15 protein-coding genes are annotated in these 17,940 nt (G+C 63.0%); 4 read left to right on the top strand and 11 right to left on the bottom strand.

The genetic code is table 11. The features are described from left to right. Window positions 1-3: 3 nt before the first annotated feature. The 6 genes from AC3D25_RS13635 to AC3D25_RS13660 form a co-directional block, all read right to left on the bottom strand. Complete coding sequence (locus tag AC3D25_RS13635) at window positions 4-696, bottom strand: ubiquinone biosynthesis accessory factor UbiJ (RefSeq protein WP_488888900.1); 693 nt, start codon at window positions 694-696, stop codon at window positions 4-6. Between the two features lie 135 nt (window positions 697-831). Next, window positions 832-1,836 carry a Tim44 domain-containing protein gene (locus AC3D25_RS13640; protein WP_488888901.1) on the bottom strand — a complete coding sequence of 335 codons (1,005 nt, stop codon included), beginning with the start codon at window positions 1,834-1,836 and terminating at the stop codon, window positions 832-834. Between the two features lie 27 nt (window positions 1,837-1,863). Next, window positions 1,864-2,595: a bifunctional demethylmenaquinone methyltransferase/2-methoxy-6-polyprenyl-1,4-benzoquinol methylase UbiE gene (gene ubiE, locus AC3D25_RS13645; protein ID WP_488888902.1), complete on the bottom strand. Its 732-nt coding sequence runs from the start codon at window positions 2,593-2,595 to the stop codon at window positions 1,864-1,866. A gap of 106 nt (window positions 2,596-2,701) precedes the next feature. Continuing rightward, complete coding sequence (locus tag AC3D25_RS13650) at window positions 2,702-3,112, bottom strand: gamma-butyrobetaine hydroxylase family protein (protein WP_488888903.1); 411 nt, start codon at window positions 3,110-3,112, stop codon at window positions 2,702-2,704. 22 nt (window positions 3,113-3,134) lie between these two features. Next, window positions 3,135-3,563 carry an HIT family protein gene (locus tag AC3D25_RS13655; protein ID WP_488888904.1) on the bottom strand — a complete coding sequence of 143 codons (429 nt, stop codon included), beginning with the start codon at window positions 3,561-3,563 and terminating at the stop codon, window positions 3,135-3,137. Between the two features lie 38 nt (window positions 3,564-3,601). Continuing rightward, window positions 3,602-7,657, bottom strand: coding sequence for a DUF3683 domain-containing protein (locus tag AC3D25_RS13660; protein ID WP_488888905.1), 4,056 nt, complete (start codon window positions 7,655-7,657; stop codon window positions 3,602-3,604). A 549-nt stretch (window positions 7,658-8,206) separates the two neighbouring features. Between AC3D25_RS13660 and ilvA the strand changes: the two genes are divergently transcribed. The 3 genes from ilvA to queF are packed head-to-tail and all read left to right on the top strand — an operon-like array spanning window position 8,207 to window position 11,472. Continuing rightward, complete coding sequence (gene ilvA, locus AC3D25_RS13665) at window positions 8,207-9,730, top strand: threonine ammonia-lyase, biosynthetic (protein ID WP_488888906.1); 1,524 nt, start codon at window positions 8,207-8,209, stop codon at window positions 9,728-9,730. 7 nt (window positions 9,731-9,737) lie between these two features. Beyond that, window positions 9,738-10,640, top strand: a complete 903-nt coding sequence (locus tag AC3D25_RS13670; protein ID WP_488888907.1) for a 5'-nucleotidase — start codon at window positions 9,738-9,740, stop codon at window positions 10,638-10,640. Window positions 10,641-10,647: 7 nt separating this feature from the next. After that, on the top strand, window positions 10,648-11,472 hold the full coding sequence (queF, locus tag AC3D25_RS13675) for an NADPH-dependent 7-cyano-7-deazaguanine reductase QueF (RefSeq protein ID WP_488888908.1): 825 nt from the start codon (window positions 10,648-10,650) through the stop codon (window positions 11,470-11,472). 69 nt (window positions 11,473-11,541) lie between these two features. Here queF and AC3D25_RS13680 read toward each other — a convergent pair whose 3' ends face one another. From AC3D25_RS13680 to AC3D25_RS13690, 3 genes are read right to left on the bottom strand one after another with little or no spacing between them, the layout of a single operon-like run. Then, window positions 11,542-11,928, bottom strand: a complete 387-nt coding sequence (locus AC3D25_RS13680; RefSeq protein WP_488888909.1) for a RidA family protein — start codon at window positions 11,926-11,928, stop codon at window positions 11,542-11,544. A gap of 18 nt (window positions 11,929-11,946) precedes the next feature. Then, window positions 11,947-13,437, bottom strand: a complete 1,491-nt coding sequence (locus AC3D25_RS13685) for an N-acyl-D-amino-acid deacylase family protein (RefSeq protein WP_488888910.1) — start codon at window positions 13,435-13,437, stop codon at window positions 11,947-11,949. Window position 13,438: 1 nt separating this feature from the next. Further along, complete coding sequence (locus AC3D25_RS13690; RefSeq protein WP_488888911.1) at window positions 13,439-14,326, bottom strand: MurR/RpiR family transcriptional regulator; 888 nt, start codon at window positions 14,324-14,326, stop codon at window positions 13,439-13,441. A gap of 170 nt (window positions 14,327-14,496) precedes the next feature. Here AC3D25_RS13690 and AC3D25_RS13695 point away from each other — a divergent pair, with 170 nt between their 5' ends. Then, window positions 14,497-15,771 carry an amino acid deaminase gene (locus AC3D25_RS13695; protein ID WP_488888912.1) on the top strand — a complete coding sequence of 425 codons (1,275 nt, stop codon included), beginning with the start codon at window positions 14,497-14,499 and terminating at the stop codon, window positions 15,769-15,771. Here the strand turns inward: AC3D25_RS13695 and AC3D25_RS13700 are convergent. Beyond that, the gene (locus tag AC3D25_RS13700) at window positions 15,768-16,229 is read right to left on the bottom strand and encodes a MarR family winged helix-turn-helix transcriptional regulator (RefSeq protein ID WP_488889694.1); all 462 of its coding nucleotides are present in this window, start codon (window positions 16,227-16,229) and stop codon (window positions 15,768-15,770) included. The two genes, AC3D25_RS13695 and AC3D25_RS13700, sit on opposite strands and share 4 nt — an antisense overlap. A 21-nt stretch (window positions 16,230-16,250) precedes the next feature. After that, window positions 16,251-17,846 (bottom strand): MDR family MFS transporter, encoded by a 1,596-nt coding sequence (locus AC3D25_RS13705; RefSeq protein ID WP_488888913.1) that lies wholly within the window; start codon window positions 17,844-17,846, stop codon window positions 16,251-16,253. Window positions 17,847-17,940 lie beyond the last annotated feature (94 nt).

Raw genomic sequence — 17,940 nt, forward strand, 5'->3', positions numbered from 1 at the left:
CCATTACTTGCGCGAGCCGCGCGCGGTGGCGGCGGCGCCGGACGCTGACGCGCCACGGGCTTCGGCTTTTTGTTCGATTCGCTCGATCCGTTTTTCGACGCGGGCTAGCGCGTCGCGCGCCTGTGACAGTTCGTGGTTGAACGTGTCGAGCGCGCTGCGGCGGACGAGTTGAGGTTGTTCGTCGAGGAAATATTCGGCCACGCTGTCGAGCAGATTGCGGCCGGTGCGCCGCGCGTGTTCGTGGATCGAGCGCGCGACGCCGCCGATCCTGTGCGCCGGTGCATCGCCGATCACCCGCGCCAGATCTTCTTCCGGCTCCCAGCGCAGATGCTCGGCCAGTTTCGCGATGGTCGTCGCGAACTCCGCGTCGCCTTCTATCTTGACGTGCTTCATCACGCCCGCCTGACCGCCCGCAATGAACGCGGGCAATGCGTCGGCGGGAACGGAAAGCGTGACGTCGACATGCTGTGCGGCGGCTTCATCGACGGCGGCAATCAGGCCGTCGGGCTGAACCACGAGCGACAGGACGACCGGCGGGCACGACAGCCTCGCGGTCTTGCCCGCGTAAGGCGTGAGACGCTCGCGAGCCCAGGACTCGCGGGCGAGCAGATGATTGACGGCGGCCGCGAACGCACGGGACGCGGTCTTGACGGTGGAAATTGCTGCGGTGCGGGCGGTTTCGTCTGCGTTCGTCATCGGCTGTGAGATGAAAAAACCCGCGCAAGCGGTGGCTCGCGCGGGTTTCTATTCTACCTTCGCAACCGGCCGCGCCGTCCGCCCGACTCGGCGGTTAGCCATTTAGCCGATGGCACGGCGCGTCCGGGGCGTCAGCTAGCTGACCTGCTGAATCCCGGCCAGCAGCCAGCCTTCGTTGCCGTACTTCTGCTTCGACAGGTTCCACACTTCGACGAACGGTTCCGCCGCCGCGCCCTCGCTTTCACGAATCAAGCCGTGGAAGCGCACGCTCGCCAGGCTTTCCGTGCCGCGATCCTCGACGCCGAGGATATCGGCGTTGAGTTGCACGACATCCGTGCGGTTCGGCTGACCGGCGCGCGCGTCGATATCCAGCTTCACTTCGGCGAACATCTCCGGCGTCGTGAACTCGCGGATATCGTTCGTATTGCCGCGATCCCATGCGTCCTGAAGCCGCACGAAATAGACCTTGGCGTTACGCACGAAGGCGTCGGCGTCGAAACCCGCCGGCAGCGCGACTTGCGATGCGGCGTCCGTCGCGGCCATCGCGCCCGCTTGCGGCGCGCCGTAACCACCGGCCGACGGCGCGTTGATCGACGGTTCCTGGTTCAAGTCGGTGCGCGCCGTGCCGCCGAACGGCGAACCGGCATTAGCACCCGCGTTCGCATAAGCCGGCGTGTTGCCGCCATTGCGCTTCCTCATGATGAAGCGGAACAGCAGCACAGCCGCGCCGACGATCAGCGCAATCATGATGATGTTCGCCATCGCGCCGGCGAACGCGCCGCCCAGGCCGAAATGCGACAAGAGCGCGGCGATACCGAGTCCCGCCGCGAGGCCGGCGATCGGTCCGAGCCAGCGGTTGCGGGCCGGTTGCGCCGCGGCCGCGGCCGGTGCCGGCTGCGCGCGTTGAGCGGGCGCGGCCTGGCCTTGTTGCATCGACTGCGATGGCGGCGTGGCCTGATGTTGCTGCGCGGCGGTGGCCGACTGACGGCCCATGCTGCGCCCGCCGCCCATGCGGCGCGCTTCTGCGTCGTCGGAGATCACTGCGCCGGCCATGATTACGCCAGCCAGTGCCAAGAGCCCGGCTTTCCTGACCAGCGACTTCAGGAAACCCCGAGATTGGGGTAAGCGTGAATCGGACATTTCGAATCCTTTATGAAAAGTGGAACACTAAAATTTGGTCCCGACGTGTAACGCTACCACGCCACCTGACAAATTGTAATATTCGACTCGATCCAGTCCGGCTTGTTCCATCATCGTTTTTAATGTTTCCTGGTCCGGATGCATCCGGATGGACTCGGCCAGATAGCGATAACTTTCGGCATCTTTCGCGAACTTGTCGCCAAGCCACGGCAACACCTTGAAACTGTAGATATCGTACATTTTCTTGAGCGGATCCCACACCTTCGAAAACTCCAGCACCAGCAAACGTCCGCCCGGCTTCAAAACACGCTGCATCTCAGCCAACGCACCATCTTTGTGCGTCATATTACGAAGTCCAAAGGCAACTGTAACCACATCGAAATAATTGTTCGGAAAGGGAATCTTCTCCGCGTCGCACAGCAAGGCGGGCGTTATCACACCTTTATTGATCAGCCGGTCACGCCCGACGCGCAGCATCGATTCGTTGATATCCGTGTGCCAGACTTCGCCTTTCTCGCCGGCCTGTTTCGCGAACGCCATCGCCAGATCGCCCGTCCCGCCTGCGATATCGAGCACTTTGCTGCCCGGCCGCACGCGCGCCTGACCAATCGTGAAGAACTTCCATGCGCGATGCAGACCGCCCGACATCAGGTCGTTCATCAAGTCGTAATTGCTCGCGACCGAGTGGAAAACGCCTGCCACTTTCTTCGCTTTGTCCTGCTCGTCGACCGTTTCGAAACCGAAGTGGGTCTTGCTCATCGCGCTCGTCCTCGCCTGTTCTTTGTTGTGTGCCCGCGTGCGGTTGCGTCGACATGCCGATCACGCCCGCTGCTGCGGCAATTTGCCGCAGCGTGAGATGCATTATTTAGTGGCAATGGCCGCCCGATGCTTTCGCCGCCATCGGCGCGTCACGATCGACGCCCGCCGCTTCCAGCTTGGCGAGATACGTCTGCCAGCGTTCATCCTGACGCACCGCGAGGTCGTGCAGGATGTCCCACGAATAAATGCCGGTGTTGTGGCCGTCGGAAAAAGTCAGTTGCAGCGCGTAATGACCGACTGCTTCGACCGCGATGATCGTCACGTCGCGCTTGCCGGTCTGCAGCGTTTCCTGCCCCGGCCCGTGGCCCTGCACTTCCGCCGATGGCGAATACACGCGCAGCAGTTCGAACGGGATGCGAAAGCTTTCGTCGTTGGCGTACTGGAGTTCCAGCGCGCGGGATTTGGAATGCACGACGACTCCGGTCGGAATCGGCGTTTGGGGAGTGAGTCCGCTCACGTTGAGCCTTTTGTCAGAATAATTAGCCGAACGCCTTCGCCATCTCGATCCGCACCGCCTCGCGCAGCAGCGTGGCCTGCGCGCGGCGCGACGACAGCAGCGCCTCGGACACCGTGCGTTGGCGCGGCGCCCAGATCGGCAGCGGAAAGCGCGAGTCGTTGGAATGACGCGGAATGACGTGCCAGTGAACGTGCGGCACCTGATTGCCGAGGCTCGCGAGATTGATCTTCGCCGGCGAAATCACCCGACGAATCGCGCGCTCGACACCATTCACGGCGTTCATGACGTGCGCGCGCTCGGCGTCTTCCAGATCGGAGAACTCCGCGACATGCGCATTCCAGATCACGCGGCAAAAGCCCGGCCAATCGGGCTCGTCGGCGAGGACGACACGCAGCGTGTCGTCCGCCCACAGCACTTCGCCGCCGTCTTCACGGCAAAACACACAGTCCATCGTTTTCCTCTAGCGAAACAATTGCCTCGATTCCGCTATTACACCAGTACGCGCTCGATCCCGCCATCGTTCGCGCGCGCCACGTACTCCACCATCCAGTTTTCGCCGAGCACCTTGCGCGCCATTTCCACGACGATGTAATCCGCCTCGATGTCCGCGTCCTCGTTGTAACGCGACAAACCCTGCAGGCACGACGGGCAGCTCGTCAGGATCTTGACGTCGGCATGGTTGCCGCCATTGGGCTGCGGACCGTCGCCGGCCGACAGCAGCGAACCGGGTGAATCGACGGCTTCCCCGACCAGCGGAATGTCGCGCAACTTTGCCGCGCCCTTGCGAATTTCCTCTTCCTTGCGGAAGCGCACCTGCGTCGAAATGTCCGGACGCGTGACGGCGAGCGTGCCCGATTCGCCGCAACATCGATCGTTCTTCTCGATCTTGTAGCCGTCGTTCTTCGAGCCCATCAGATCGTTCACGAGCTTGACCGGATCCATCGTCTTGATCGGCGAGTGGCACGGGTCGTGATACATGTAGCGCGTGCCCGTCACGCCGTCGAGCTTGATGTTCTTTTCGAGCAGGAACTCGTGAATGTCGATGATCCGGCAGCCCGGGAAAATCTTCTCGAATTCATAGCCTGCAAGTTGGTCGTAGCACGTCCCGCACGACACCACGACCGTCTTGATATCGAGATAGTTGAGCGTGTTCGCGACGCGGTGGAACAGCACGCGGTTGTCCGTCACGATTTTCTCGGCCTTGTCGAACTGGCCGGAGCCGCGCTGCGGATAGCCACAGCACAGATAACCCGGCGGCAGCACGGTCTGGACGCCCGCTTCCCACAACATCGCCTGAGTGGCGAGGCCCACTTGCGAGAACAGACGCTCCGAACCGCAGCCGGGGAAATAGAACACCGCTTCCGTATCGGCGGTGGTCGTTTTCGGATTGCGGATGATCGGCACGATCTTGTTGTCTTCGATATCGAGCAGCGCCCGCGCCGTCTTTTTCGGCAGGTTGCCCGGCATCTTCTTGTTCATGAAGTGGATCACCTGCGTGACCACCGGCGGCTTGCCGACCGTCGCGGGCGGCTTCGCCGTCTGCTTCTTCGTGAACTTCTTCAGCACGTCGTTGCCGAGGCGCTGCGCCTTGTAACCCACGCCCATCATCGCCGTGCGAGCGAGGTTGATGGTCTGCGGATTGGTCGCGTTCAGGAAGAACATGCCCGCCGCGTTGCCCGCGTTGAACTTCTTCTTGCCCATCTTGCGCAGCAGGTTGCGCATGTTCATCGTCACGTCGCCGAAGTCGATCTTCACCGGGCACGGCGTCACGCATTTGTGACATACCGTGCAGTGATCGGCGACGTCGTTGAACTCGTCCCAGTGCTTGATCGACACGCCGCGGCGCGTCTGCTCTTCGTACAGGAACGCCTCGATCAGGAGCGACGTGGCGAGAATCTTGTTGCGCGGGCTGTAGAGCAGGTTCGCGCGCGGCACGTGGGTCGCGCACACCGGCTTGCACTTGCCGCAGCGCAGGCAGTCCTTGATCGAATCGGCGATCGCGCCGATATCGCTCTGCTGCATGATGAGCGATTCGTAGCCCATCAGGCCGAAGCTCGGCGTGTACGCGTTGCGCAAGTCCGCGCCTTCGAGCAGCTTGCCCGCGTTGAAGCGGCCGTTCGGATCGACGCGTTTCTTGTAGGCGCGGAATTCGCCGATTTCCTCTTCGGTCAGGAATTCCAGCTTCGTGATGCCGATGCCGTGCTCGCCCGAAATCACGCCGTCGAGCGAACGCGCGAGCTTCATGATCCGTGCGACCGCGTGGTGCGCGTCCTGGAGCATCTCGTAGTTGTCGGAGTTGACCGGCAGATTCGTGTGGACGTTGCCGTCGCCTGCGTGCATGTGCAGCGCGACGAACACGCGGCCACGCAGCACTTTCTTGTGGATGGCCTGCGCTTCGTCGAGGATCGGCTTGAACTCGCCGCCGTTGAAAATCTGGCGCAGTTCGGCGCGGATTTCGGCCTTCCACGACACGCGCACCGTGCGGTCTTGCGCCACGTGGAACACGGTCGCGCCCGGTTGCGCGTCGGAACGGTCGGCGAGCTTTTCCGCAAGCGCTTCGTAGCCGAGCCCGACCATATAGTGCTGCGCCTCGCGCAACGGCATGTCGAGCTTCTCGCCGACGAACGTCCAGCGCGCGCGCACCTTCTGCAGCAAGTCGAGCGCTTGCTGTACGCGGTCTTCGAGCAGTTCCGCGCTCGGAATCTCGTTCGCGTCGTCGCTTTTTCCGAGCGGCAGCTTGCCCGTCTTGAAAAACGCTTCCAGCGCATCGACCAGTTGCAGCTTGTTCTTGATCGACAGTTCGATATTGATGCGCTCGATGCCGTCCGTGTACTCGCCCATGCGATTGAGCGGAATCACGACATCTTCGTTGATCTTGAACGCGTTCGTGTGCTTCGCGATGGCGGCCGTGCGCGAACGGTCGAGCCAGAAGCGCTTGCGCGCCTCGGCGTTCACCGCGACGAAACCTTCGCCGCTCTTGCCGTTCGCCATCCGCACGACTTCCGACGTGGCATGCGCGACCGCATCGGCGTCGTCGCCGACGATATCGCCGATCAGCACCATCTTCGGAAAAGCGTTGCGCTTGCTCTTGGTCGCGTAGCCGACCGCGCGCAGATAGCGTTCGTCGAGATGTTCGAGGCCCGCGAGGATCGCGCCGCCCTGCTTCGACGTCTCGAACAGATAGTCCTTGATCTCCACGATGCTCGGAATCGCGTCGCGCGCCTGGCCGAAGAATTCGAGGCAAACGGTGCGCGTGTGCGCCGGCATCTTGTGCAGAATCCAGCGCGCGGACGTGATCAGCCCGTCGCAACCTTCCTTCTGCACGCCCGGCAGACCCGCCAGGAATTTATCCGTCACATCCTTGCCGAGCCCCTCCTTGCGGAACGTGCGCCCCGCGATATCGAGCGCTTCCGTGCGCAGCAGTTTCTCGCCCGGACCGAACGCGCCGTCGAACCAGTCGAGCCGGAAACGCGCCACTTCGATGTCGTGAATCTTCCCGCAGTTGTGGTCCAGTCGCGTGACTTCAAGCCAGTTGCCTTCGGGGTCGACCATGCGCCACCAGGCGAGGTTATCCAGCGCCGTGCCCCACAGCACGGCCTTCTTGCCGCCCGCGTTCATCGCGACATTGCCGCCGACACACGATGCATCGAGCGAGGTCGGATCGACGGCGAATACGAAGCCCGCCTGCTCCGCCGCTTCGGTCACGCGGCGCGTGACGACGCCCGCGCCCGAGAAAATGGTCGCGACCTTTCGATCGACGCCCGGCAGGTCGGTCATTTCGACCGGCCCGAGATGTTCGAGTTTTTCAGTGTTGATGACGGCCGAGAACGGCGTGAGCGGAATCGCGCCGCCCGTGTAGCCGGTGCCGCCGCCGCGCGGAATCACGGTCAGGCCGAGTTCGAAGCACGCCTTGATGAGCGCGGCGATCTCGGCTTCGGTATCCGGCGTCAACACGACGAACGGATATTCGACGCGCCAGTCGGTGGCGTCGGTGACGTGCGAGACGCGCGATAACCCGTCGAACTTGATGTTGTCCTTCTGCGTGCAGCGCCCGAGCACCTTCGACGCCCGCCGCCGCAACTCCGCCATCCGCTCGAATTCCTGCGCGAACGCTTCGACCGCACGGCACGCCGCCGACACGAGAATCTCAACGCGCGCCGCCCGGTCGCGGCCGGTGACGTCGCCGTGTTCCGACAGGTCGGCCTTACGGCGCTTCTCGATTTCCTTCAGCCGATGGTTCAGCGCCTCGATCAGCAAAGCGCGGCGCTTCGGATTGTCGAGCAGGTCGTCCTGCAGATACGGATTGCGCCGCACGACCCAGATATCGCCGAGCACCTCGTACAGCATGCGCGCCGAGCGGCCGGTCCGGCGTTCGTTGCGCAGTTCGGCGAGCGCGGCCCAGGCTTCGTCGCCGAGCAGACGCATCACGATTTCGCGATCGGAAAACGACGTGTAGTTATAGGGAATTTCGCGCAGGCGCGGCTCGATATCGAGGGCGACGGCGGCGGCAGCGCCGTTCGGATCGAAGGCTTGGGGTGCGTTCATGTTCGACGGTTCGGTAAGCCGGGCACGCGCTGTTCTAGAAGCACGATGGCCGACGGTGCGCGTGGGGGCGCAATTTTTCGAGTGAGACTTGTCTTGTGAGAGGCCGCCGGGCATGCCTCGGCATGCGGCGCGACGCCTTCGAGGTCGCCGGAATCAGCGCCACGATCGCGCATGACGCGCGTGCCGCTCTGCCGCGGGATGAGACTCGCGGGGGACATGCGTCAAAAAGTCGATCCGGGGCTGGCAGTGCATCTTCCGATCCTGATTGATCTCGATTGATCTCGGTTGAACCCGAATGATCCCGGTGGTTTCTGATTCGAAAAAGGAATTCTAACCCATCGCGAACAAGCCCGTTCGCGCTCGCCAGCGCGCCGGAGGGGCTTTCGGGCGGCCGGCCGGGGCGGCGCTCGCCGCGCGCGGAATAGGCCGAACGGCCGGTAAAAACGACCCAACGGCTGGATTTTGGCCGGTTGGCGCTATCATTGACGTTTTCGCTCTCAAAAAAGCGCGCCGCCGCTCACGCGGAAAGGTTCGCGCCTCCAGGCCCGCATGGCACACCCTGATTACCTCAAAAAAGTACTGACCGCCCGCGTCTACGACGTCGCGCGCGAAAGCGAACTCGAACCGGCGCGCAACCTGTCGGCGCGGCTTTCCAACGCGGTTTATCTGAAGCGCGAGGACAACCAGCCGGTGTTCTCGTTCAAGATTCGCGGCGCGTACAACAAGATGGCGCAACTTCCCGCCGACGTTCTCGCGCGCGGCGTGATTACCGCCTCGGCTGGAAACCACGCGCAAGGTGTCGCGTATTCGGCCGCGCGGCTCGGCTGCCGCGCCGTCATCACGATTCCGACCACCACGCCGCAGGTCAAGATCGACGCGGTGCGCGCGCACGGCGGGCCGACCGTCGAAGTGGTGCTGGCGGGCGAATCGTATAGCGACGCCTACGCGCACGCGCTGCAGTTGCAAGCCGAGCGCGGTCTCACGTTCGTGCATCCTTTCGACGACCCCGACGTGATCGCCGGACAAGGCACCGTCGCGATGGAAATTCTGCGTCAGCATCAGGGCCCGATCCACGCGATCTTCGTGCCGATCGGCGGCGGCGGTCTGGCGGCGGGCGTCGCGGCGTATGTGAAGGCGGTGCGGCCGGAGATCAAGGTGATCGGCGTGCAGACCGAGGATTCCTGCGCGATGGCGCAATCCATCAAGGCGGGCGAGCGCGTTACGCTGCCGGAAGTCGGCCTGTTCTCGGACGGCACGGCGGTGAAACTGGTCGGCGAGGAAACGTTCCGGCTGTGCCGCGAACTGCTCGACGACGTCATCACGGTCGACACCGACGCACTTTGCGCCGCGATCAAGGACGTGTTCCAGGACACGCGCAGCGTGCTCGAACCGGCGGGATCGCTGGCCGTCGCGGGCGCGAAGGTGTATGCGGAACGGGAAGGCATCGAGGGTAAGACGTTGATTGCGGTCACGTCGGGCGCGAACATGAACTTCGACCGCATGCGTTTCGTCGCCGAGCGCGCCGAAGTGGGCGAAGCGCGCGAAGCCGTGTTCGCCGTCACGATTCCCGAAGAGCGCGGCAGTTTCCGGCGCTTTTGCGAACTGGTCGGCAGCCGCAGCGTCACCGAATTCAACTACCGGATTGCCGACGCGCACGCCGCGCATATCTTCGTCGGCGTGCAGATCAAGGCGCGCGGCGAAGCGGCGCAGATGCTCGGCGCGTTCGTCGAGCACGGCTTCGCCACCGTCGATCTTTCGCACGATGAACTGTCGAAGCAACATATCCGCTACATGGTGGGCGGCCGTTCGCCACTCGCGCAGGAAGAACGCCTGCTGCGCTTCGAGTTTCCCGAACGGCCGGGCGCGCTGATGAAATTCCTGTCGTCGATGGCGCCGAACTGGAATATCAGCCTGTTCCACTACCGGAATCAAGGCGCGGACTACAGCTCGATTCTGGTCGGCATTCAGGTTCCCCCGGCCGAAAACGCCGAGTTCGAACGCTTTCTCGCGACGCTCGGCTATCCGTGGTGGGACGAAGGCGCGAACCCCGTGTACAAGCTGTTCCTGGCTTAACGCCGCCATGGCATTCACGCTCGAAGACAAACTGGTCGTCGCGATTTCGTCGCGGGCGCTGTTCGATTTCGAAGAAGAAAACGAAGTGTACGAATCGGGCGATCTCGCCGATTACGAAGCGCTGCAACGCTCGCGGCTGAACGTCGCGGCCAAGCCGGGCGTGGCTTTCGGGCTGATCCGCAAGTTGCTGGCGTTGAATGCCGGCGCGCAGCACGTCGAAGTCGTGATCCTGTCGCGCAGCGATCCGATCAGCGGTTTGCGCGCGTTCAGTTCGTGCCGCGAACACGGACTCGCGATCGAACGCGGTGTTTTCACGCGTGGCCGCGCGCCGTTCGGCTATTTGAAGCCGCTGCGCGCGTCGCTGTTTTTATCGGCGAATCCAGACGACGTGCGCGGCGCGCTCGAAGCCGGTTTTCCCGCCGCGCGCGTGTTGCCCGAGACGCCGCGCGCCGCGAGCCAGTATCCTGACGAAATCCGCATTGCGTTCGATGGCGACGCCGTGCTGTTTTCCGACGAAGCCGAACGCGTGTTTCAGGAACAGGGATTGCCCGCTTTCGTGGCGCATGAAATCACCAAACGGAACTCGCCGCTCGCGGGCGGGCCGTTAAAACCGCTACTGGAAACGCTGCACAAGCTGCAAAAAATCGCCGGCGACGCCGCGCCGATGCACATCCGCACCGCGCTCGTCACCGCGCGTTCCGCTCCCGCGCACGAGCGCGCGATCCGGACGCTGATGGCCTGGAACATCGAAATCGACGAAGCGATGTTTCTGGGCGGCCTGGACAAGGGCGCGTTCCTGCGCGCGTTCGAGCCCGACTTTTTCTTCGACGACCAAATTCGCCACTGCGAATCGGCTCGCGTCGTGACAGCGACGGGGCACGTTTTGAGCGGCATCTCAAACGCATCGTGACCGCAACATGACACCCGAACAATCACCGCTCGGCAAAGCCGTTTCCTATACCGAACAGTACGACGCGTCGCTGCTGTTTCCGATCGACCGCAAGACCGCGCGCGACGCGATCGGCGTCGGCGCGCGGCTGCCGTTCTTCGGCACGGATATCTGGAACGCGTATGAACTCTCGTGGCTGAACACGCGCGGCAAGCCGCAACTCGCCGTCGCCACGTTTTACGTGCCGGCTGAGTCGCCGAATATCGTGGAATCGAAGTCGTTCAAGCTTTATCTCGGCTCGTTTGCGCAGACGGCGTTCGATTCCATCGACGACGTGCGCGCCGCGATCAAACGCGATGTCTCCGCGATTTGCGGCGTAAGCGTGTCGGTCAAACTGGTCGCGCCGTACGAATTCGGCAAATTGTCGATGGAAGAATTCGACGGTTTGTCGCTCGACCGGCTCGATCTGGATACGGATATCTATACGCCGACGCCTTCGCTCCTGACGGCGGCGCACGGCGAGACGCCGGTCGATGAAACGTTGTTCTCGAATTTGCTGAAATCGAATTGCCCGGTGACCGGACAGCCGGACTGGGGCAGCGTGCAGATTCGGTATCTCGGCGCGCCGATCGATCACGCGGGGTTACTGCGCTACATCATTTCGTTTCGCGAGCACACGGGCTTTCACGAGCAATGTGTCGAACGGATATTCATGGATATCATGCGCGAATGCCGGCCGGAACGTTTAGCGGTTTATGCGCGATATACGCGACGCGGCGGGCTGGATATTAATCCGTTCCGCACGAATTTTAATTTGCCGATGCCGGATAATGCGCGGTTGGCGCGGCAGTAAGCAAACGCATTCCAAATAAAAATCCCCGCTAAACGCGGGGATTTTTTTAGATTAAACGCCACCAAGCATTTACGCTTCCGGCGCCTTATAAGCGACGCAATCCACTTCCACCTTGCAATCGATCACCATCGACGAAACCACGCAAGCGCGCGCCGGCGGGTTCTCGCCGAAATATTCCTTGAATACCTTGTTAAACGACGCGAAGTCGCGCGGATCGTCCAGCCACACGCCGCAACGCACCACATGTTCCGGGCCATAACCCGCTTCTTTCAGAATCGCGAATACATTCTGAATGCACTTATGCGATTGATCGACGATCCCGCCGTTAATCACTTCTCCATTTTCCATCGGCGTCTGGCCCGACACGAACAGCCAGCCATTCGCTTCGACCGCGCGTGCGAACGGCATATGCGCGCCGCCCTGTCCTTTGCCGCCTTCAACACCATATCGTTTCATCTTTAACTCCTTTTAAACTTAAAAAGCGCCCTGGGCGTCGAGTTTCGATCCCGCGCCCCGGGCGATAAATCGTCCCGCGCGCTCGCCCGTCACGGCGCGCTCGCGATACGACAAGACTCCGTTCACCCACACTGCGTCGATCCCGTCCGCCGGCTGCTGCGGCTCGGTGAACGTCGCGGCGTCGCGCACTGTCTCGGCGTCGAACAGCACGAGATCGGCGTGATAGCCCACCTTCACCTCGCCGCGCTCCGCCAGCCCGAAGCGCCGCGCCGACAAACTCGTCATCTTTCGCACGGCCTCTTCCAGCGGCAAAAGCGCGGTGTCGCGCGCGTAATGGCCGAGCACGCGCGGAAAAGCGCCCCACAGACGCGGATGCGGCAGCGGATCGTTCGGCAAGCCGTCCGAACCGACCATCGTCGCCGGATGGGACAAAATGCGCCGCACGTCGTCTTCCGACATGTTGTGATACACCGCGCCCGCCGGCTGCAGACGGCGTCCGGCGTCCTGCTGGCTCACGCCCCACTCGGCCGCGATTTCCTTGATCAGCTTGCCCGCCATTTCGGGATGCGGCTCCGACCAGGTGATCGTGATGTCGATATCGCCGGTGACCTGCTTCAGATCGAGCGTCGACGAACTCCGGTTGTACGGATAGCAGTCGCAACCGACCGGCTGGCCGTCGCGCACGCGTTCGATCGATGCGAGCACTTCCACGCTGCGTCCCCAGTTCGACGGCCCCGCGCACTTCAAATGCGAGATGACGACCGGCACGCGCGCGTGCCGGCCGACTTGATACGCCTCGTCCATCGCGTCGAGAATCGCGTCGAATTCGGTCCGCATGTGCGTGGTGTAAAGCGCGCCGGCCTGCGCCAGCGGCTCGGCGAGCGCCTTCACTTCCTCGGGCGGCGCGCTGAACGCCGATCCATACGCGAGGCCGCTGGAAAGCCCAAGCGCGCCGTTAGCGAGCGCTTCTTCGAGCTGCGCGCGCATTCCCTGGATTTCTTCCGCCGACGCCGCCCGATCCAGCCGGTCCATGTGATTGTTGCGCAGCGCCGTATGCCCGATCAGCGCGCCGACATTCACCGCCGGACGCGCTTCGTTCACGGCATCGACGTAATCGGCGAAGGTCGGATAGAGGAACGCGCCCGCGCCGCCGAGCAGGTTCATCGGATCGGGCGGTTCGCCGTTGAGCGTGACCGGCGACAAGCTGATGCCGCAATTGCCCACCACGACCGTCGTGATGCCTTGCGACAGTTTCGGCAGCATCTGCGGCGAGCGGATGACGTGCGAATCGTCGTGCGTGTGAACGTCGATAAAACCCGGTGCGAGCACGCGCCCCGCCGCATCGATCGTCTCCTCCGCCTGCCAGCCCGCCAGCGCGCCACCCGGCTCGATCGCGACGATGCGCCCGTCGCGCACGGCCACATCGCGCAGCACCGCCGGCGCGCCCGTGCCATCGATCAGCCGCGCGCCGAGGATCAGCGTGTCGGCGCTTTGCGAATCCGAATCCATGTCAGTCTCCAAGGGGTTGACGCTCGCCGCCGCCACGGTGCGTATCGAGCGCGTGCTTCATGCGCCGCAACAATTCGCGGCTTTGTCCGGCCTGCCTGACGGCCAGTTCGGTAACGAGCAGATCGAGCGCCATCATCATCGCGTAACGCGAGGACGACGGCTTGTAGATGAAATCGGTCTCGATCGCGATGATCGGGATCAGCCAGTCGGCCAGCGCCCCGAGCGGCGAAGCGGGCGCAGTCAGCGCAATCACGCACGCGCCGTATTCACGCGCGATCCGGCAGCTTTCAACCATTTCCGGCGTCTGTCCGGTAACAGAAAGCGCCACCACGACATGATCTTTGGAAAGCGTCGCGGCGACCATCCGTTGCAGCAATCCGTCCTGATACGATGCCGCCGGACGGCCGAGCCGCACCAGCCGGAAACGCATTTCATCGGCGAGCGCGGTCGAGCCGCCGCCCATGCCGAATACGTAGATCATCGACGCTTCAGCCAGCGCTTCTGCCGCCGCCGCGACCGGCGCAGCGGCGAGCGCCCCCTGATTGTGGGCGAGCGTCGTCTGGATTTCCTCGAAGATACGCGCAGCAAGCGAATCGGGCACCTCGTCCGGTTCGCGGCGCAGGAAGCGTTGTCCGACCGCCGCCGCTTGCGCCAGGCGCAGCTTGAGTTCGCGCACGTCCTGACAGCCGACCGCCTTAGCGAAACGCGTGACGGTCGCGATGCTCACCTCCGCTTTTTCCGCGAGCGCGCCAATGCTCGCGCGCGACGCGCCGGTCAGATCGTCGAGAATGAGTGCCGCGACTTTGCGCTCGGCCAGCCGCAGTTCCGGCGCGCGCTCGGCAATCCGGGCGACGATATCGAAAGCGAGCGGTTCGGAGGAAACGTTCATGGCAAGCCGGCCGATGCGAGGAAAGAAGACGTGGTACTAAATAACAATTTATCGCCAATCGTACTTTCGGTACCATGTGAACGTCAACCTCGGCGTTCGGCAAAATGCCCGTCAGCGTTGAAGCAACATATGAACAGAACGTGATTAAAACGGACGATGGAGATCAGGTGATGAAAGTTACAAACTATCAAAACGCGACAATCGACCCGTTCGGCAAGGGTCTCGGGATGGTGCCCGGCGTGAGTATTCCGCTCGTCGACGCCGCGCGTCTGGAGTGGAATCTGCTCGACGAAGACGTGAGCCTGCCCGCCGCTGTTCTCTACACGGATCGCGTCGAACACAATCTGAAGTGGATGCAGGCGTTCGTCGCGGAATATGGCGTGAAGCTCGCGCCGCACGGCAAAACGACCATGGCGCCGCAGCTTTTCCGCCGCCAGCTCGATCACGGCGCGTGGGGCATTTCGCTCGCCACCGCGCATCAGGTGCGCGCGGCGTATCGCGGCGGCGTGTATCGCGTGCTGATGGCGAACCAGCTGGTCGGCAAGCGCAACATGGGTCTGATCGCCGAATTGCTGACGGATCCGAATTTCGAGTTCTATTGCCTCGTCGATTCCGCCGATGGCGTCGATCAACTCGGCGAGTTCTTCAGCAGCGTGAAGAAACAGTTGAACGTGCTGATCGAACTCGGCGTGCCGGGCGGACGCACCGGCGTGCGCGACGACGCGCAGCGCGAAGCCGTGCTCGCGGCCATCGCGCGCTGGCCGGACACGATCCATCTCGCGGGCGTCGAGTTGTACGAAGGCGTCTTGCAGGACGAAGCGAAGGTGCGCGAATTCCTGCAAAGCGCGGTGAATCTGACGCGCTCGCTGGTCGAAGCGGGCACGATCACGCGAAAGCCGGCGCTTCTGTCGGGCGCGGGGTCGGCGTGGTACGACGTGGTCGCGGACGAATTCGCGAAGGCGAACCGCGATGTGGTCGAAGTAGTATTGCGCCCGGGCTGCTATCTGACGCACGACGTCGGCATCTACAAAAAGGCGCAAAACGAGATTTTCGCGCGCAATCCGATCGCGAGGAAGATGGGTCAGGGACTGAAACCGGCGCTGCAATTGTGGGCTTACGTGCAGTCGATTCCCGAGCCGGACCGGGCGATTATCGGTCTCGGCAAACGCGATTCAGCGTTCGACGCGGGCTATCCCGAACCCGCGCGCCATTTCCGTCCGGGCACGAATCTGCCGCGCGACGTGCGCGCCGATGAAGCGTGGGAAATCTTCGGGATGATGGATCAGCACGCGTACTTGCGGATCAAGCCGGGCGACGATCTGAAGGTCGGCGACATGATCGCGTTCGACATTTCGCATCCGTGCCTGACCTTCGACAAGTGGCGCCAGATTCTTCTCGTCGATCCGAAATACCGCGTGACGGAAGTGATCGAAACGTTCTTTTAGGCGTCGCCGGCGCTTGACGCCGCAACCGTCTGGACCACCTGCTGGATGCGCTGTTCGAGCATGCGCAGCGCATCCGAAAGCGCGGCGATGGAGTCGTCGGGAAGCGACGCCATCGTGTCGTGCAGGAACGCGTTGCGGCGCGGCAAACCGGCTTCGGCCGCCGCGCGGCCTTCCGGCGTCAGCACGACATTCGAAATGCGGTTGTCGCGCGCGTCCACACTGCGCGCGATCCAGCCGAGCGCTTCCAGCGCTTTCAATTGCCGCGTCAGCGCGCCCGGATCGACGCGCAGCCGCTCCACCAGTTTCTTCTGCGACAACTCGCCCGCGTGCTCGTGCAGCGCGAGCAAAATGCGCCAGCGCGGCATCGGCTGGCCGACCTGCGTCTCGAACGCCGACATGAACGCCCGATAAGTCCGCCCGAATTGCTGCACGACGGCGATGCGGTCCTGTTCTTCCATGCTCATCACTTTAGACCTGGGTTATTCGGCGAGGATCGTCGGATCGACGGGGCCTTTCAGGCGGATCGGCGGCACGCGGCGCGATTGCCACACGGAAATCACCGCGACCAACGCCGCCAGCGCAAGCCCGATATGGATCGCGGCGACCAGCGCCTCGCGCGCGGACTCCAGCAGCATCGCGCCGTTGTGACCGGCCGCGGACAATTGCGTGAGAAGCGTGTTTTGCGCTTCGCGGTTGATCAGGATTTGCGGATCGCTCAACTCGCCGAACCAGTGCGCCGCGTGATCCTTCTCCAGCGCGAGTTGCACGCCGCTCGCGTACAGATGCGTAATGAGTGTACCGGTCAGCGCCGTGCCGATCATCCCGCCGATCATCCGCAGCGACTGCAAGAGCGCGGTCGCGATGCCGAGATGCGCGCGGCCCGCGGTCTGCTGCGCGAACACGGTGAGGTTCGGCATCACGAAACCAAGCCCGAGACCGCCGACCAGCATGAAGGTCATCAGGAGCGAACGCGGCATTGCGCGCGTGGCGATCACGACGCCGAGACACGAGACCACCAAGAGCGCGAAGCCGATATACAGCATCGCGTTCGGATTTTTCACGCGCGTCACGATCCGCCCATTCGCGATACTGCCGATCGTGATGAACACGACGAGGGGCGTAATCATCAGGCCGGCGTCCTTCGGCGACATGCCGAAACCGCCCTGAAACAGCAACGGCGCGTAGAACAGCAGCGAAAACATCGTGAAACCGCCGAGAATCGCGAGCGTGAATAGCGCCGCGAGACTCTTGTTACGGAACATGTCGATCGGCAGGATGGCGTAATCGCAGCGGCGCTCCCACTTCCACAGCGCCACGGCGCTCACCACGGCCACGGCCAGCAGCCCGACGGTTTCGGCATTCACGCCGTGCTTCGGCAGCATTTCGACGAACATCTGCAGCGATCCGAGCGCAATGGCGATCAACGCCGCGCCCGGCCAGTCAAGCCGCATCTTGCCTTCGTGCGCGACATGACGCAGATGCGGCAGGAAACGCCACACGAAAAAGAGCGACAACGCCCCGACCGGCAGATTCACGTAAAACACCGAACGCCAGCCGTAATATTCCGTGAGCAAGCCGCCGAGCGACGGCCCGATCGCATTTGCGATGCCGAACGCCGAACTCATCAGCACTTGCCAGCGGAGCCGGACAACCGAATCGGGGAAAAGATCGGCGATACACGCGAACGCCGTGCCGACCAGCATGCCGCCGCCCACGCCTTGCAAACCGCGCGCGAGCACCAGGAACAGCATGTTGTTCGCGAGTCCGCAGAGCACCGAAGCCACGGTGAACACGACAATCGACGCGATCACGAAGGGCTTGCGACCGTAGTAATCGCCGAGACGGCCGAAAATCGGCACGGTGATCACCGAGGTCAGCAAATACGAGGTCGCGACCCACGCGTAGAGATCGAAACCGCGCAACTCGGCGACGATGGTCGGCAGCGCGGTGCCGACCACGGTCTGATCGAGCGCGACGAGCATGGTGACGAAAGAGACGCCGAGCATCGCCATCAAGGACGCCCGGAACGGCAAAACCTGACCACTGGAATGATGCGCGGCGGTGTGAACGGCCATTTTTTGATACCGCAATGATTGACTTGTCAATTGAAGTTGAATCATAGCATGGTGAAACGCTCTAAGCTGTTCGTGGAACCCCGCTAACTTCTTC

This window comes from Caballeronia sp. SL1002, from assembly GCF_057814995.1.

Excerpts from the sequence above, each read along its gene's own strand:
- AC3D25_RS13635 (WP_488888900.1), bottom strand. The coding sequence starts at position 696 with ATGACGAACGCAGACGAAACCGCCCGCACCGCAGCAATTTCCACCGTC.
- AC3D25_RS13640 (WP_488888901.1), bottom strand. The coding sequence starts at position 1,836 with ATGTCCGATTCACGCTTACCCCAATCTCGGGGTTTCCTGAAGTCGCTG.
- ubiE (WP_488888902.1), bottom strand. The coding sequence starts at position 2,595 with ATGAGCAAGACCCACTTCGGTTTCGAAACGGTCGACGAGCAGGACAAA.
- AC3D25_RS13655 (WP_488888904.1), bottom strand. The coding sequence starts at position 3,563 with ATGGACTGTGTGTTTTGCCGTGAAGACGGCGGCGAAGTGCTGTGGGCG.
- AC3D25_RS13660 (WP_488888905.1), bottom strand. The coding sequence starts at position 7,657 with ATGAACGCACCCCAAGCCTTCGATCCGAACGGCGCTGCCGCCGCCGTC.
- ilvA (WP_488888906.1), top strand. The coding sequence starts at position 8,207 with ATGGCACACCCTGATTACCTCAAAAAAGTACTGACCGCCCGCGTCTAC.
- AC3D25_RS13670 (WP_488888907.1), top strand. The coding sequence starts at position 9,738 with ATGGCATTCACGCTCGAAGACAAACTGGTCGTCGCGATTTCGTCGCGG.
- queF (WP_488888908.1), top strand. The coding sequence starts at position 10,648 with ATGACACCCGAACAATCACCGCTCGGCAAAGCCGTTTCCTATACCGAA.
- AC3D25_RS13680 (WP_488888909.1), bottom strand. The coding sequence starts at position 11,928 with ATGAAACGATATGGTGTTGAAGGCGGCAAAGGACAGGGCGGCGCGCAT.
- AC3D25_RS13685 (WP_488888910.1), bottom strand. The coding sequence starts at position 13,437 with ATGGATTCGGATTCGCAAAGCGCCGACACGCTGATCCTCGGCGCGCGG.
- AC3D25_RS13690 (WP_488888911.1), bottom strand. The coding sequence starts at position 14,326 with ATGAACGTTTCCTCCGAACCGCTCGCTTTCGATATCGTCGCCCGGATT.
- AC3D25_RS13695 (WP_488888912.1), top strand. The coding sequence starts at position 14,497 with ATGAAAGTTACAAACTATCAAAACGCGACAATCGACCCGTTCGGCAAG.
- AC3D25_RS13700 (WP_488889694.1), bottom strand. The coding sequence starts at position 16,229 with ATGGAAGAACAGGACCGCATCGCCGTCGTGCAGCAATTCGGGCGGACT.
- AC3D25_RS13705 (WP_488888913.1), bottom strand. The coding sequence starts at position 17,846 with ATGGCCGTTCACACCGCCGCGCATCATTCCAGTGGTCAGGTTTTGCCG.